At 66.8% G+C, this 15,197-nt stretch carries 16 protein-coding genes and 1 pseudogene; 12 read left to right on the top strand and 5 right to left on the bottom strand.

Going from position 1 to position 15,197, the window contains the following annotated elements:
* Nucleotides 1-78: 78 nt before the first annotated feature.
* From OH809_RS16545 to gdhA, 4 genes are all read left to right on the top strand, one after another.
* Nucleotides 79-1,344, top strand: coding sequence for an Ig-like domain-containing protein (locus tag OH809_RS16545; RefSeq protein ID WP_406421661.1), 1,266 nt, complete (start codon nt 79-81; stop codon nt 1,342-1,344).
* A gap of 528 nt (nt 1,345-1,872) precedes the next feature.
* Nucleotides 1,873-3,492, top strand: coding sequence for a glycosyltransferase family 87 protein (locus OH809_RS16540; RefSeq protein WP_406421662.1), 1,620 nt, complete (start codon nt 1,873-1,875; stop codon nt 3,490-3,492).
* Between the two features lie 208 nt (nt 3,493-3,700).
* A complete protein-coding gene (locus OH809_RS16535) occupies nt 3,701-3,871 on the top strand; it encodes a hypothetical protein (protein ID WP_406421663.1) in 171 nt (56 codons plus the stop codon).
* A gap of 274 nt (nt 3,872-4,145) precedes the next feature.
* A complete protein-coding gene (gdhA, locus tag OH809_RS16530) occupies nt 4,146-5,483 on the top strand; it encodes an NADP-specific glutamate dehydrogenase (protein ID WP_406421664.1) in 1,338 nt (445 codons plus the stop codon).
* A 150-nt stretch (nt 5,484-5,633) separates the two neighbouring features.
* Here gdhA and OH809_RS16525 read toward each other — a convergent pair whose 3' ends face one another.
* Nucleotides 5,634-5,990 carry a YrdB family protein gene (locus OH809_RS16525; protein WP_406425158.1) on the bottom strand — a complete coding sequence of 119 codons (357 nt, stop codon included), beginning with the start codon at nt 5,988-5,990 and terminating at the stop codon, nt 5,634-5,636.
* 227 nt (nt 5,991-6,217) lie between these two features.
* Between OH809_RS16525 and OH809_RS16520 the strand changes: the two genes are divergently transcribed.
* Together OH809_RS16520 and OH809_RS16515 are read left to right on the top strand one after the other, a co-directional pair.
* On the top strand, nt 6,218-7,135 hold the full coding sequence (locus tag OH809_RS16520; RefSeq protein ID WP_406421665.1) for a hypothetical protein: 918 nt from the start codon (nt 6,218-6,220) through the stop codon (nt 7,133-7,135).
* 395 nt (nt 7,136-7,530) lie between these two features.
* Nucleotides 7,531-8,025: a hypothetical protein gene (locus OH809_RS16515; protein WP_406421666.1), complete on the top strand. Its 495-nt coding sequence runs from the start codon at nt 7,531-7,533 to the stop codon at nt 8,023-8,025.
* Between the two features lie 396 nt (nt 8,026-8,421).
* On the opposite strand, the gene OH809_RS16510 is transcribed toward OH809_RS16515, so the two are convergent.
* On the bottom strand, nt 8,422-8,625 hold the full coding sequence (locus OH809_RS16510; protein WP_406421667.1) for a hypothetical protein: 204 nt from the start codon (nt 8,623-8,625) through the stop codon (nt 8,422-8,424).
* A 313-nt stretch (nt 8,626-8,938) separates the two neighbouring features.
* Here OH809_RS16510 and OH809_RS16505 point away from each other — a divergent pair, with 313 nt between their 5' ends.
* On the top strand, nt 8,939-9,619 hold the full coding sequence (locus OH809_RS16505; protein ID WP_406421668.1) for a hypothetical protein: 681 nt from the start codon (nt 8,939-8,941) through the stop codon (nt 9,617-9,619).
* A gap of 64 nt (nt 9,620-9,683) precedes the next feature.
* Here OH809_RS16505 and OH809_RS16500 read toward each other — a convergent pair.
* Both OH809_RS16500 and OH809_RS16495 read right to left on the bottom strand, forming a co-directional pair.
* Nucleotides 9,684-9,998 (bottom strand): annotated as a pseudogene (locus OH809_RS16500) (DUF4291 family protein); the annotation flags it as partial.
* 187 nt (nt 9,999-10,185) lie between these two features.
* The gene (locus OH809_RS16495) at nt 10,186-10,638 is read right to left on the bottom strand and encodes an SRPBCC domain-containing protein (protein WP_406421669.1); all 453 of its coding nucleotides are present in this window, start codon (nt 10,636-10,638) and stop codon (nt 10,186-10,188) included.
* 225 nt (nt 10,639-10,863) lie between these two features.
* On the opposite strand from OH809_RS16495, the gene OH809_RS16490 reads away from it, so the two are divergent.
* Nucleotides 10,864-11,238, top strand: a complete 375-nt coding sequence (locus OH809_RS16490; protein WP_406421670.1) for a hypothetical protein — start codon at nt 10,864-10,866, stop codon at nt 11,236-11,238.
* A 313-nt stretch (nt 11,239-11,551) separates the two neighbouring features.
* Nucleotides 11,552-12,472, top strand: coding sequence for a phosphotransferase enzyme family protein (locus OH809_RS16485; protein WP_406425160.1), 921 nt, complete (start codon nt 11,552-11,554; stop codon nt 12,470-12,472).
* Nucleotides 12,473-12,478: 6 nt separating this feature from the next.
* On the opposite strand, the gene OH809_RS16480 is transcribed toward OH809_RS16485, so the two are convergent.
* Nucleotides 12,479-13,852: a sporulation protein gene (locus OH809_RS16480; protein ID WP_406421671.1), complete on the bottom strand. Its 1,374-nt coding sequence runs from the start codon at nt 13,850-13,852 to the stop codon at nt 12,479-12,481.
* Nucleotides 13,853-14,203: 351 nt separating this feature from the next.
* On the opposite strand from OH809_RS16480, the gene OH809_RS16475 reads away from it, so the two are divergent.
* Genes OH809_RS16475 through OH809_RS16465 form a run of 3 tightly spaced genes read left to right on the top strand, consistent with a single transcriptional unit; the run spans nt 14,204 to nt 14,984 of the window.
* Entirely contained in the window at nt 14,204-14,377 is a 174-nt protein-coding gene (locus OH809_RS16475; protein ID WP_406421672.1) for a hypothetical protein, read from the top strand.
* Nucleotides 14,374-14,715: a hypothetical protein gene (locus tag OH809_RS16470; RefSeq protein WP_406421673.1), complete on the top strand. Its 342-nt coding sequence runs from the start codon at nt 14,374-14,376 to the stop codon at nt 14,713-14,715. The genes OH809_RS16475 and OH809_RS16470 overlap by 4 nt, the downstream gene beginning before the upstream one ends.
* Complete coding sequence (locus OH809_RS16465) at nt 14,712-14,984, top strand: hypothetical protein (RefSeq protein WP_406421674.1); 273 nt, start codon at nt 14,712-14,714, stop codon at nt 14,982-14,984. Before OH809_RS16470 ends, OH809_RS16465 begins: the two co-directional genes overlap by 4 nt.
* The last annotated feature ends 213 nt before the right edge of the window (nt 14,985-15,197 follow it).

Raw genomic sequence — 15,197 nt, 5'->3', positions numbered from 1 at the left:
TTCCCGGGTGTTCTTGGAACATTGACGGGGTACCGCCGGCCGGCGGCTCTGCTCGGGGTTATGGGGGATACGGCAACGATGGAGAAGCGTGTGATGACGGACAGCAAACGACGCAGGGGCCTGATGGCCGCGTCCGCACTGCTCGGCGGCGTTCTGGTGCTCACTGCCTGCAGCGACGGCGGGGACAAGGCCAGCGCCGAGGGCTCGAAGACGTCGCAGGCGGCAGCGGTCGACAAGGCGGCAGCCCAGGACGCTTCTGAGGCGCAGATAGCGATCTCGCCGAAGAACGGCGCGACCAACGCCAGCATCAACAACGACGCCAAGGTCACCGTCACCAAGGGCAAGCTGACCGAGGTCACCATGACCACGGCGGCCGGTGCGAGCGTCCAGGGCACCCTGGCGGCCGACGGCACGAGCTGGCAGCCGAACGGGCAGCTGGAGCGCTCGACCACGTACAAGATCAACGCGACGGCCAAGGACTCGAAGGGCCGCGAGGCGCACGAGAACTCCTCGTTCACCACCGTGTCGCCCGCCAACAGCTTCATCGGGAACTTCACCCCCGAGGACGGCTCCACGGTCGGCGTCGGCATGCCGGTCTCGATCAACTTCAACAAGCCGATCACGAACAAGAAGGCCGTCCAGGCCGGGATCACCGTGACGTCCAGCAGCGGCCAGCAGGTCGTCGGCCACTGGTTCAACCCGCAGCGTCTGGACCTGCGCCCCGAGCAGTACTGGACGGGCGGCTCCACCGTCACGCTGAAGCTGGCGCTGGACGGCGTCGAGGGCGCGAACGGCGTCTTCGGTGTGCAGCAGAAGACGGTCACCTTCAAGGTCGGCCGCAACCAGGTCTCGACGGTCGACGCCAGCACGAAGACGATGACCGTCACCCAGAACGGCAAGACGATCAAGACCATCCCGATCTCGGCCGGTTCCCCGGCCAACCCGACGTACAACGGTCAGATGGTGATCTCCGAGAAGTTCAAGGAGACCCGGATGAACGGTGCGACGGTCGGCTTCACCGATGCCGACGGCAAGGGCGAGTACGACATCAAGGACGTGCCGCACGCCATGCGGCTGTCCTCGTCGGGCACGTTCATCCACGGCAACTACTGGGGAGCGCGGTCGGTCTTCGGCGGCGCCAACACCAGCCACGGCTGCGTCGGCCTCGCCGACGTCAAGGGTGCGGGCGACGCCAACCAGCCCGCCGCGTGGTTCTACAACAACTCGATGGTCGGCGACGTGGTCATCGTCAAGAACTCCCCGGACAAGACCATCACCCCCGACAACGGCCTCAACGGCTGGAACCTGAACTGGGCCGACTGGCAGGCAGGCTCCGAAGTCTGACCCCGGCGGGCGTCCCCGGACGTCCCTCCCTACCCCGTGCTCGACCGCGTACCCGCGTAAACCCCGACGCCCCGTACGTACACAAGGCGGCGGCACCCCGGATCCCCCTCGGATCCCCGGTGCCGCCGCCTTCGTCGTACGGAAACGTTCTCATTTGGATCTCATCGCGGCCTTAACTCGCCATCCCTGATCTTCGCAGGTAATCCCGGCCTTCAGGCCGGGCGGGAATGCGACACGATGCGGGAGCTGATGCGGGAGGACCTGGGCATCACCGACTGAGCCCGCCCCTACCCCGGAGGTGATCGACGCTCCGTACGCCCCCGGGCAGCATGTTGCACACCGGCTGACGGAGACACGGCAGCACGCAGATCTCGGAGGGCGAGTTCCTCCGGGCGCTACCTGGACAACCCTCGACTTGTCCTGGCACGGCAGGGAGCGAGCTGAGGTTGACCCATCGTCCAGGTCAACATACATAGGGGGCAGCAGTATTCACTGCTGCTCCTGCTCGACTACTGAACGGATCCGCCCGTGCGACCCTCCGTCGAGACGACCGGATCGCCCACGCGACGTTCGCGCCCCGGCGAGTCCACGCGTGTCGGCTGGGCACGGCATCGTGTGCCGCTCCTGGCCACGGCCCTTTCCGTACCCCTGTACGCGATCTGGGCGATCTGGCTCGCCACCGACGGCGGAGACCTCGCAGCTCAGGTGTCCTGGACCGATTTCGTCTCGCAGTATCCCGGCACCCCATACAACCTGTCCTGGTACGGCGGCATCCACGTCGGTAACTACAGCTTCATCGCACCGCAGTTAATGGCCTTGTGCGGTGTGCGGACCGTCACCGTGCTCTCCGGAATGGCTGCCTCCTGGCTGGCGGCGAGTCTGTTCGTGCGCAGCGGGGTGCGCAGCCCCCTGTGGCCCGCTCTCCTGGCAACGCTGACCCTTTGGTGCAACGTGGCCTCCGGGCGCTCCACCTTCGCACTGGGCGTAGCCCTCGCCCTGGTCCCGTGTCTCGTGCTTGCGGGGGGTTCGCGCCGCCTGGTCCCAGCCGGTGTCTTCGGTGCGCTGGCCACCATGGCCAGTCCAGTTGCCGGGCTCTTCCTCCTGGTCGTGGGTGCAGGCCGGCTGCTGGAGCGGGACTGGCGCAGAGCCGCTGTGCTGTGTGTCCCGCCTGCGGTCGTGGCCGGACTCACCACCCTGCTGTTTCCCTTCAGCGGCGAGATGCCGATGGCGACGAGCGATGTCTGGAAGCCTGTTCTCTTCAGCCTGGTGCTCGTTGCGCTGGCGCCACGAGAGTGGCGGGTGCTGCGCTACGGCGCGGGGGTCTACGCGGTCGGGGTTGTGCTGACCGTCCTCATTCCGTCACCGGTGGGCTCCAACGTCATCCGTCTCGCCGAGTTGTTCGGACCACCCGTCCTCCTCGCCGCGCTGTTGGCCCACGGCGTACAGGTGGCGCGCAGGATCGCTTTCGGCGCGGCGCTCGCACTGTCCCTGCAGTGGGTCACACAGCACGCCGTCCACGTACTGGAGATGTCAACTCCCGTCCCCGCATGGGCTACTGAGGCGAAGGGTGTGGTGGCCGCTCTCGACCGGCTGGGCGCCGACCGCACACGCGTCGAAGCGGTGCCTGCCATCAACCACCGGGAGACCACCGTCCTCGGCCCGCACGTCAACCTGGCCCGTGGCTGGAATCGCCAGCTCGACGTGGAGCGCGGAGCGCTCTTCTACGACGGTTCCTTCTCCGCCGAGAACTACCGTTCCTGGCTCGACCATTGGGCGGTGGGATACGTCGTCCTGCCGGAAGGCGCCCCGGACTGGGCCGCGAAGGACGAGGCCGCACTCGTCCGCTCCGAGCCGACCTGGCTGAAGCCCGTGTGGCGGGACGCCCATTGGCGCGTCTATCAGGTCGAGGACGCGGTGCCCATGGTGTCGGGTGCCGGTTCGTCCGTCGTCAGCAGCGACGGAGCCGGCGTCGTCGTGCGGGCCCGCGAGCGCGGGTCGGTGATTCTGCGCATCGCCTACTCTCCCTGGCTGCAGGCCGACACCGGATGTCTGGAACGGGCGGGCGAGTGGACACGGCTGAAGGTGCCGGCGGCCGGTGAATACCGGATCGGCTCCTCGTACCGACCCCTCCGGCAGGGAAAGTGCTGAGCGAGTACATATCGCACATGCCGAGGGGCCGGGGGTCCGGGCCGAGGCCGGACCACTCGGTCGTCTCCCGCTCGTCGGTGGTGTGACCGACTCCGCCGCGACCGAGCCATGGTGTAGCTGGCTGCACCATGGCTTCGGGGGGCTGGTCCCTCGTGGCGGCCTGTCCCGGCCGGGAGGATGGAGACATCACCGACTACGGAGGAACCTCATGAAGCCGCTGCTCTGGATTGTGTTCGTCGCCGCGATCGCCGCGAACATCTTCTTCAACCTGGGCGTGAAGCAGGACGGCCTGCACATCGCACTGAGCGTCGTCTGCGGCGTGGTCGTACTCGCGTCCGGAGCGCGGCTGTGGATGCTGCGCGACCGGGCCGACGCGTGAGACACCGGTGGGCGCGTGAGTTACCGGACCGGTATGTGAGTTCCGGCATGGCGTTCGGCCTGCCCGGGGCGGGGCCCACTATGTGGATGCCGTGGTAGATCCTCCGGGACCACTGGAACAATCGATATGCCACAACGGTTCTGTACGTCGCTTCCGTGAGCCGCGGAGCGTGCGATGTCTGGGCGACGCCCTCAATGGGGAGGGGGACCGCTGGTGTCCCTCGGGACGAGGGCACCTTCGCGCGCGATGCCGAACCACGGAAGGTCTTACTCACATGCGTGTCATCGAGCCGCTGTACGCGGAGATCCTGCGGCGCAATCGGGGCGAGAGCGAGTTCCATCAGGCGGTACGGGAAGTCCTTGAGACGCTCGGCCCGGTCCTGGCGCAGCGACCGGAGTTCGTGGACGCCCGGATCATCGAGCGCGTCTGTGAGCCGGAGCGTCAGCTCATCTTCCGCGTGCCGTGGTCGGACGACTCCGGCGGCATTCATGTGAACCGTGGCTTCCGGGTCGAGTTCTCCAGCGCCCTGGGACCGTACAAGGGCGGGCTGCGCTTTCACCCCTCGGTCGATCTCGGCATCGTGAAGTTCCTCGGATTCGAGCAGATCTTCAAGAATGCCCTCACAGGCATGCCGATCGGCGGTGGCAAGGGCGGCGCCGACTTCGACCCGAAGGGCCGCTCCGACGCCGAGGTCATGCGGTTCTGCCAGTCGTTCATGACCGAACTCCACCGTCACGTGGGCGAGTACACGGACGTCCCGGCCGGTGACATCGGCGTCGGCGGCCGCGAGATCGGCTACCTGTTCGGCCAGTACAAGCGGATCACCAACCGTTACGAATCCGGTGTGCTCACCGGAAAGGGCCTGGGCTGGGGCGGTGCCCAGGCGCGCACCGAGGCCACCGGCTACGGCTGTGTGCTCTTCACCGACGAGATGCTCAGGAGCCGGGGCGGATCCCTCGACGGCCGGCGGGTCGTCGTGTCGGGCTCCGGCAATGTCGCGATCTACGCGATCGAGAAGGCCCAGCAGCTCGGCGCGACCGTGGTGACGTGCTCCGACTCCGACGGTTATGTCGTCGACGAGAAGGGCATCGACCTCGCCCTGCTCAAGGAGGTCAAGGAGGCCGGTCGCGGCCGGGTCTCGGAGTACGCGGAACGGCGCGGCGCACATGCCGGCTTCGTCGCCGGTACGGGCGTGTGGAACGTCCCCTGCGACGTGGCCCTGCCGTGTGCCACGCAGAACGAACTCCACGAGGCCGATGCGCTGACGCTCGTACGCAACGGGGTGCAGGCGGTCGCCGAGGGCGCCAACATGCCCACCACCCCGGAGGCCGTGCGGGTCCTCCAGGAAGCGGGCGTCGCCTTCGCCCCCGGCAAGGCCGCCAACGCGGGCGGCGTGGCCACCAGCGCGCTGGAGATGCAGCAGAACGCGTCGCGCGACTCATGGACCTTCGCGCACACCGAGGAGCGGCTCGCGGAGATCATGCGCCACATCCACGACTCCTGCTTCACCACGGCGGAGCGCTACGGCAGCCCCGGCAACTACGTGGCCGGCGCGAACATCGCCGGTTTCGAACTGGTCGCGGACGCCATGCTTGCGCAAGGTCTCATCTGATCCCGCGCCGTGCGCACCACCGGCCCGGCCGCCTCCGTGGCCGGGCCGGTGGCGCCGGGGCCCTTTCCTTCGGATCGGGCCCCGCGAGTCTCTCGGATCAGGCCCCGCGAGCCCGGCGTGATCCGAACGCGAGAGGCCCTGAGGGCCTCGTCACCGTGCGGGCCGGCGCCGGAAGAACTCTGCCAGCCCCGTGTTCACGGCCACCACGACGCCGGCCACCGCCGCCGCCACCGGATGACCCACGCGGTACACCGCGTACACCCCGCCACCGAGCACCACCGCCTTCACCAGCAGGACGCCCCACAGCGGAAGCCGGACCCGGGCGCGAGGAGCGGCGAACAGCCCCCACAGCACGATGGCCACCGCCGGTATTCCGAGCCCCAGCAGCCACCGGGCAGCGGCCCCGCCGCCGGCCGTGAAGCCCCACCAGGACAGGCACGCCAGCGCCGCCAACTCGATGACGAACGCCAGGAGTTCGTTGCTCATGAACCAGGGGCGGCCGCGCATCGCCGCAAGGCTGTCGAGGCCGTCGCTTGTCATCGGGCGGGATTCCTCCTCGGGCAGGTCCGCGAGACGGCGGGCGGCAGGTCAGCCGTCCGCGGGCGCGACACCGATCGGGCACGATACGCCCGTCCCCGCGGGTCTGTTGTGCCATGTGTCCCTCGTTTGTCAGCGCTCCGGCATAGGTTACCTACCGCCTGTACCAGCATGTCCGTCCCTGGAGGACTCGCACCGTGCCCCGCAAGATTCCCCCACCGCCCTTCGACCTGGCGGAGCTCGTACCGGAGTTCGCGAGCTTCGCCAGGGAGACAACCTTGCTGTATCCGAGGAGTGGGGAGCCCGGCGTCAGGCACAGTTCCATGGGCGGTCCGTTGCTCTGGCCGACCGGCGAACCATGGCCGTACTGCGCGCAGTCCGGGCACTGGGCCTTCGGCACCTGCAGTGATTCGGCGGGGGAGTCAAAGCCCGGTGCTGTGCCCATGGTGCCGGTGATCCAGCTTTTCGCCCGTGACGTGCCTTGGTGGGAGTTCCCCGAAGGCAAGGACGTGGTGCAGCTGCTCTGGTGTGCTCTCATCCACGAGGAGGATCCGGCCGGGGTCGTACTGCCGAAGCTGTACTGGCGCAATGAGGCCGAGACCGTCGCAAGGGGGTTGTTGCACCAGTTTCCCACCCCTCGTGAGGGTCAGTACGAAGACGACTTCGTGCCCCGCCCCTGCACGGTCTGTCCGACTCCCGCGGTCGAGTACCCCGGCCATGACCTCCCCAATGAGCTGCTGACAGCCCTACGCCCCCGCCTCGAAGAGCTCCAGGACCGCTTCGGGTTCTGGTACACGGAGGCGGCGAGCGCCCTGCAGAACAAAGTCGGTGGATATCCGGCTTGGACCCAGAGTCCGGACTGGCCGCACTGTGGCCAGGGCCACCGCATGGAGCACCTGTTCAGCGTCACCGGCGAGCCAGCCTATGGACGTTGGCTCCCCCTGGACGAGCACGAACCCGGAACGACGCAACCGAAGTGGGACGCTCCAGCGGCCAAGGACGTCCTTGACACCATCGGGCCGGAACTTGCGATCGGGGACGCAGGAGGCCTCTACGTCTTCCTGTGCCGCCAGTGCCCCCATCTGCCGTACGCACACCGCTACGACTGCCACTGAGCGCTGGGTCCGACACTCTCCGTATCCGGCGGGCGAACGTCTGGGTATCGCCTGCTCCTCATTGACTTCCGGTAGGTGCGATCCCGTTGGGGCAGAAAGTCTTCCCGGTTGCCCTGACCCCCGTGCCGACGAGCGTGCGGCGCATGGGCCCGCGAGGTCATGGGTTGCAGGAAGGCTGACGAACGGGAGTGTGCGGCCCCCAGGCTGCGAGCGTCCTCACCGTGGCGCCTCGTACGCACTGATTCGGCACCACGGCAAGTCGGTTGGCCCTGTTCCTGTTGTGGACTACTTGTCAGTGGTCTCCAGCGCAGGAGCAATGCCCGTCGGGCAGGAAACTCCCCAGTTCGTCTCGAACGGGTCGCGCCGGCAAGCGCCTGGCGGCTACAACGGCATGTATGACGGTCTTCTTCTGCGCGAAGTGCGGGGTCGAACTCACCCCGGACTTGGTGGAGCTGCCCACCGTGCCGGAGGTCTCGGGCCGTGACAGGGATCGGGACAAGGAGACACGTCTGGCCCCCTCCACTGTGCCGCGAGGGCACTATGCGATTGATCCCGAGCCGTGGGGCGCACCGTTCGCCCCGCCGACCGGCAAACCTCGGCCGCACCATTCGCGCCGACTGCTCATGCCGCCCGAGCTGACCGACTGGACCCCGACCGGGCCGAGGAACACCGTCGTCGTGCATCCCGACGACGCACCGGACCTGCGGCTGCTGGACCGGGGTGGCCCGCACCGGGGCTGTTGCGGCCCGCTCGGCACCGGGGGCCGCAACATGGCCTGCGGATGCGGTGTCCTCGTCGCCACCCTCGCTGCCGACTGCATGGGCCCGCACGAGCTCCACCTCGATCCCGTACGGGTGTACGCGTTCGATACGAAGGGAGCGGAGAGATGAGCAGCCGTCCTGTGCCAGCGCCTGTCGCTGAACCAGACGCTGAACTGGCGCCGCTTAGACACACTTCCGTGACCCCTCGTCCGAATTCGATGTGGGGCCCGGGTGGCGGTCCCTTGTGCTGCGGTGCCATGAGGCGGTCGTCGCAGAGTTTCCCGAGTACGAGCTTCTGGCGGTGAAGCAGAAGTGGGCGGCCCCGGCCTTCCAGGCTTGTCCTCGGCCGTGATCGTGACAACGCGGACAAGGACTCGACGCGGGCAGCGTCATCAACAACACTCATTGCAGCGGCCGTTCTTGTGACACCTTCGAGCTCGACACTCCGAAGGATCACGGACGGCCGCGCTTGCTGTCAGGAGAACGGTGAACCCCGTCAAGAGACGATCTTGTCGAGCTTAAATCTCAAGCCAAGAGCGCGTTGGCTTTTCCCATGACCTTCAGGGTCGCGTCCCGGCGGGCCAGGTCCTTCTCCAGCCGGGCGACCTTCGTGCGCAGCCGTTCCAGCTCGGCCTGCTCGGCCGTCTTCTTCGGCCGGGCCTGAGAGGTCCGCTGGTCTGTCAGGGCGTCCAGGGCGCCGGCGTCGCGGGCCTGGCGCCACTCGATCACATGCGGATGGTACAGCCGCTCACGCCGCAGGATCGCGCCCTTCTCACCGGTCGGGGCGGCGTCGTACTCGGCGACAATCCGCAGCTTGTACTCCGCGGAGAACGTCCGCCGCTTCGGACGAGGCGCCGGATCCGGTCCGGAGCTACGGGGGGTGGTGCTGGCCGTGCCGGGATGTACTCCTGTCTCGCCCTTCCAGCCTGACCCGGCAAAGCGGGCGTCTCAGTCAAGGCTGTCAGAGAGGGCCCGAAGGCCGCGCCACCTCTTGAGAGTTCCGTCACCAAGCCACTTGAATGTTGCCGTGACCATGGCGCCGATGGACAACACCGAAACTATCGCCGGACGGACCGAACTCAGCGAGATCATTGCGCAGCTGCGCGTGCAGAGGCCAGTCTTCCACTCAGAGGCCGACCTTCAGCACAGCTTCGCTCAGGTGCTGTGGGAGTTGGCACCGGACGTGCACTCCCGGCTCGAGGTGCCGCAGCGGCTGTCGGACAAGACCGAGTATTTGGACCTCCTGTGTATCGGGCCCTCGACCCGCACCGCGATCGAGTTCAAGTACTTCACTCGGAGCTGGACGGGCACGGTCGGCACTCCAGCCGAGAACTACGCCTTGAAGGCGCATGGCGCCACCGACCTCGCACGTCTGCACTTCGTTCGGGACATAGCCAGGTTGGAGCGCTTCTGCCGCCGATCCGACCAGAACGGTCTCGCCCTCATGCTGACCAACGAGGCCTCCCTGTGGACTTCGCCAGGCCCCGGCCGCCGGCGCACTCGGGATCACGACTTCAGGATTCACCACGGCGGGGAGCTCGCCGGGACGCTGCTCTGGGCCGAGGGAACTTACAAGCCGAACACATGCAATCTGCGAGGCACGTACTCCCTCGATTGGGAGCAATACTCCGAGCAGGACGGAGGAGACGGGGAGTTCCGCTACCTGGCGGTGTTCGTCACTCCATCGTCTACCGGAGTCGGTGACGCCATCGCGCACGCGTAGTCCCCTTCGTGGATCACTCCACGCAGCAGAGCGCCTAGCCACGGAAGCCGCTTCGCAGCCGTTCGATGGAGACCGTCCACTCGTCCGCGTAATGTCGTACTGCCTCGCCGGAGAGCCCGAGTTGCAGCGAGCGGTATGGCAGGGGCTGAAGGTGCAGGTCGCGCTCGGGGTCCCACTGGAAGCGGGCTGGTGCACGCTTCTGCTGGCGTTGCCAGGTGCTGCGGTCGGAATGCAGCCCACGGACGTAACTCGACAGGCAGACATTGCGCAACGCCCATTCGAAACCGTCACGTGTGATCTCGACGGCCAGGACTGTCTCCTGTCCCGCCTTCGTGCCCCAGCCGCAGCGGTACATCATCCACAGAAACGACGGCTTGATCTATGTCAAGCCGCGTTCATAGCCCTTTTTGCAAGAGATTCCTGGTCGGTTCGGTGGCCCCTTCAGCAGCAATACCCGTCCTGGTCACGGAGAAGATCGAACTGCACAGGCAGTCGGCCGGGGGCAGAACCGGGCGTGTTCCGGCCTGCCCCCGTGATCCACGGGCGGTTGGTGGTTCTGAGCGGGGTCAGTTCCTCGCCTCATCGGCCAGGAAGGCGCTCAGGCTGTCGAGGAGCATGGCGCTGCCCTGCTCGGCCATGTCGCGTTCCTCGGCGGTGTCGCAGGTCTGGTGGAGCACGATCTGCGTGTGGTGGTCGTTCTGCTCGTCGAGTTCCATGGTCATGGCTGCGGGCGCGGGCTTGCCGGGTACGTCCATGCCGACCACCAGGAGGCGGTTCTCGGCGACCTCAAGATAGGAGCCGGTCAGCGGGAACTGTCCGCCGTCGGGCGTGACCATCGTGGCCTTCCACGCTCCGCCCGGCCGTACGTCCATCTCGACGGAGCCGGCAACGGCGTAAGCCCACCGGGCGTACTGCTCGGGAGTGGTCCACGCCCGCCACACCTTCACCGCGGAGGCGTCGAGCGTTCGGGTCAGCTTGTAGGAGAAGCCGTTGGCCGGGGTGGTCTGCTCGGTGCTCATGCTTCGTCTCCTCGTTTTCGTGCCTGGTCGGGACTGTCGCACCTGTAGACGCCCGTGGACGCGGAGACTCATCGGTCTTGCTGGGGCTTCTCTCAATTGGGCGAGGATGCGGGTAGGGAGCGGTTCGAATGAGCCCGTCCATACTGGTGGCACGCGAACTCGTCGAAGTAAGCGGGGGTAGGCCACAGGCCCGGTCTCAGACTCGGCCGTGGGATGGTCGTGCGCGTGGGCGAGTCCTGGGTGTTCAGCGACGGCAGTGAGGCTGTGTCGTCAAAGGCCGTGTTGGTGACGCTCCGGGGAAGAATCGCCGGAGGACAGCTCAAGAAGTGGTTGACCAGTTCGTCCGGCCGTCTGTTGGGCATCGTGACCAACACCGAGCGTGCGACGGTGATGCTGCTCGACGGTGAAGGTGATCCGGGCGAGCACGCCGTGGATCCGGGAGCTGGCGGCTGGAGCAACGGCTTCGTGCTAGCCAACGGGCAACATGACCAGTATCCGAACGAGGACACCGTGCCTCTTGAGGAAGCGTTCAGAATCATCGATCACATCCTTGCTGCGATTTTCCCGCCCTCTGATGCGCCCTGGTCGATCGACCGCTGAGGCTGCGCCGTTTGCACTACCAGCAGATGGCTGGGCGTCCGTCTGGACCGCCCTACCGGCTGCGCAAGAGTTTGTGAATGCGGTTTGGTGATCCATGTCAAGCATCTTTCGTAGTCCTTTTATGTTCCGCCGCGCCGACCGATCACGGGCTATGCCCGATGGCAGGCTGATCCACGTCCCGGAGGACGGCCAATCCCCGCGTCCCCGTGCCGTCTGCCCTCGCCGCCCGTGGGTACCGTCACCTTGACGTCTGTTGCCGACATTGGCGGTCCGCGTCCCCGGGTTGGCGGTGTTTGAAGGAGTGGATACAGGCATGCCATCTGGTGCTGAGCGAAGTACAGCAGAGGGGTTCACATCGGCCAGCGCTGCGCGGGTAATGAACGTGGCGTGCCGGCGGGTTGGGCTGGATGGCGACGGGGCGTCTCTGATCCGGTTGGGTGAGAACGCGTTGTTCCGGCTGGCGGCTCATCCAGTGGTGGTGCGGATTGCGAGGTCGACGGAGTATCTGGACACGGCGCGGGGTGAGGTTGCGGTGTCGCGCTGGTTGGTGGGTGAGGGCTTCCCGGTCACGCGGGTGGTCGACGACCTGGAACAGCCCTTGGTGGTCGACGGTCATCCGGTGACTTTCTGGCATTTGATCGAAGACAGTGACCGAAAGCCGACATACGGGGAGTTGGGCGCCGTCCTCCGGGACTTGCACTCGCTCACCCTGCCGGGTGGTCTGTCGCTTCCGCCTTACCCTGTTCTGGACCGGACGGAGCGGCGGATCAAGGCAGCGGTCGACATACCGGAGGACGACCGCGCGTTCCTGCGTAAGCGGGCGTGTGAGCTGCGGGACCGGGTACGGGATCTTCGGTTCGAGTCTGTGAAGGGCCCTCTGCACGGGGACGCGCATGTGCAGAATCTCATGGTGGACCGGAGCGGTCAGGTGACTCTGATCGATCTGGAGCGGTTCAGCTTCGACTTTCCCGAGTGGGATCTGATGGTCACCGCCACGGAACACGAGAGCCTGGGGTGGCAGACCAGGGAGGAGTACGGCGCCTTCGTCGGCGCGTACGGTCGGGATCTGCGGACCTGGGTGGGCTTCCCGACTCTCCGGGCCGTGCAGGAGTTCAACATGACGACGTGGCTCATGCAGAACGTGGGCGAGAGCGCCGAGACGGCGGCCGAGTATGCCCGTCGTATTTCCTCGCTCCGGAACGAGAACGCGCCGCGCGACTGGAACCCGGGGTAATCCCGGCTACTCGTCGTCCATCCGCTTCATCGCGTCTCGTACATGTCCGTTGAACTGCTGAACGACCGGGTTCGTCGAGTGGACAGAGACTTCGCGCTGGAAGTCGCCCACATACCGCTGGAACCGGGCGGACTGGAGAGCGTCTCCCGCTTCGACGGCGAGACCCGCGGTTGTCACGGCCTCTTCGAGGTCGCCGTTGAGTAGCTGACTCTGGGCGAGCACCATGCGGCAGAAGCCGAGTGTGCGGGCGTACTTGGGGTCGGTAAGGGCGACGGCGCGTTCGGCGAATCGGACTGCTTCAGGGCCCTGCCCGAGGTCGCGGAAGCAGTGGCAGAATTCGCCGATCAGCTCGGCTTCGTCCATGTAGGAGAGCCATTCGGGGGCGTCGGCGCTGTCGGCTCGCTCGAAGAACTTTTCCGCCTCGTTCATCGCGCGGGCGGCGCCCTTGTGGTCCTGTGCGGTGGACAGGGCCCGCGCCTCGTGGGCGGAGAACAGCGCCATGGCACGGGGTGTGGAGCCGGCCTTGCCGCCCTCGACCGACGCGCGGGCCAACATGAGGGCGCGGGGCGCCTGGCCTAGATAGTTGGCCTGGTGGCTCATGTTGGTCAGGATGCGCGCACCCATCATGCGGTCACCCACCACCTGTGTCAGCCGCAGCGTCGACATCATGTAGCGGTCGGAGAGTACGTGGTTTCCGCTGTCGTACGCGCTCCAGGCGAGAAGTTGCGACATCTCCGAGGCGGCCTTGAACAGCGCTTCGCCCACTCTGGCGCTGTAACTCGCTCCGAGGAGTGGAAGCACGTCTTCGCGGAAGTAGTGCCGGAACGCCTTGTGCGCGTGGCCTCCGCCGAACTGAAAATCGAGCTGCATGAAGAACCCGGCGGCGGTCCGGATTGCAGCGACATCGCGCATGCTCACGCGGCGGGTGGCGGGAGCGTCTACGGGCACGCCATCGGGGCGGGAGACCAGCCAGGAAAGGACGGCGGAGTGCACGTCGTCATCGGGAAGCGGGGCTTCGTCCGACGGGCCGTCTTCTGGACGCTGGTGGGTGAGACCGTCGAGGGTTTCCAGCGTCTCGGTCAGCGATCCTGCGCAGCGCGTGCGGACCGCGGGAACAGGTGCCGACGGGACACTGCGAAAACCGAGATCCTTCGGCGTGATCCTCCGCCGTAACTTGTCGCTCAGTGCCTCGGCGACGAATGCGGCGGTCTGCCGCTGGATACCGCTCCCGTCCAGCCACCGTTGAACCGCGACGTGCGTGGTCCCCAGGTGTTCGCCGTGCCGCTGCGCGACCTCGCGAACCCGTTTGGCCAACCCCTTGTTCGAGGCTCCGGCCTCCGCCATGACGGCGGCCAACTGGTGGTTCGGCTCTTTGCTCACGTTCTGCTGGCACCCCCGGCGTCACGTCAATTGCGCATTCTGTCACAGCAGTTCCAGCCGAGGGGGTTCATCGTGAACCCCCCGACGCCAGCTTCCGAACCCCACGTGTGTATGTGAACCCCCTTGCGAACGCTCCCTCATGGCCGAGGACGGTCGTTGACTGTCGAGACAAGACACCCCGGCGGTGCATGGCGGCACCCCGGGGCATGGCCAACCTGATGGAAGCAGGTCGACATGCGGAACCATATCGGCAGGATTTTCGAGTTGCTATTGAACCTCTTACTGCCCGCTCCGGGCCACCACCGCGCGGCGGGAAACAACCCCGCCGGGGGATGTTCGGACACGCCGACGATGAGCCTCCTGCGTATCCCGGACCCCTACGTCTGGCCCACGATCCGCGGTGAAGACGTCCGGCTTGTCCGCCCGTACATCGTCGCGCACGAGCGCCGCACCCGGTCCCGTCCCGTCTGCGGCTGCTTCACGGGTCTCGGCTGCACCGCCCACCGGACGGTGGTGACACGGTGAGCAAGAACCCCCGCCTTCTCCCCTGGCTCGGCCCGGCCGGCCAGCGTTCCTACCTCGTCACCGATCATGGCGGCCGAAGTCATCTTTCCCGGCTCGCTGACGAGATGGAAGCGGTCCAGCTCCAGGCCGGCGACATCCTCCTCAGCCACGCCGCCGACATCCTCAAGGACGAGAACGTCAAGCCCTGGGAACTCCGCTACCTCAGCGCCCGACTCTACGAAGCGCTGCGCGACGCGCTCCGGGTTGCCGAGAGCAGGGGCAACCGGCTCCACGAACCCGATGACGACAATGTCGAGCCGGACGACGACCCGGCATCCACCGACGGAACAGCCACATGAGCCCGAGCACGGGCGGAACACGGGAGTGGGAGATCGCACCGGCAGCGAGCAAGGCCGTCAGCCGCGAACAAGACGGCCGATTGACCCTGCCACTCCAGATCAACCACCACGACACCCCTGTCGCCACCACCCGGCTGCTTCTGACCATCGCTGAGGCGGAACAACTCCACGCCTCGCTCTGCCACGCGCTCGACAGGGAACCCGTACCCGACGGCGCACCGGAATGCCGCAAACCGATCCAGTACCCCGGCGGCCGACACCGATTCTGACCTCTGCCGGGCAAGCGACCGGCTGGGGCCTCTCTCAACAAGCGCTGACATGACACCGGATCACCCCTCAAACCCTGGCAGGCGCGGGGTGGTCCGGCAGGGGACCGCTGACAAACGATCACGAATCCCGGTGCCGATGGTACCGGGGCTCTCGTCGTGTCCATACGGCGCGGCCCAGCAAGGTCAGTGTTCAGCCAGCCTGTAGGGAAAGGG

It is taken from the genome of Streptomyces sp. NBC_00873 (assembly GCF_045207415.1).
Taxonomy (GTDB): Bacteria; Actinomycetota; Actinomycetes; order Streptomycetales; family Streptomycetaceae; genus Streptomyces.
Note: the sequence above shows the minus strand (reverse complement) of the source record. Positions and strands in the feature narration are given on the sequence as shown.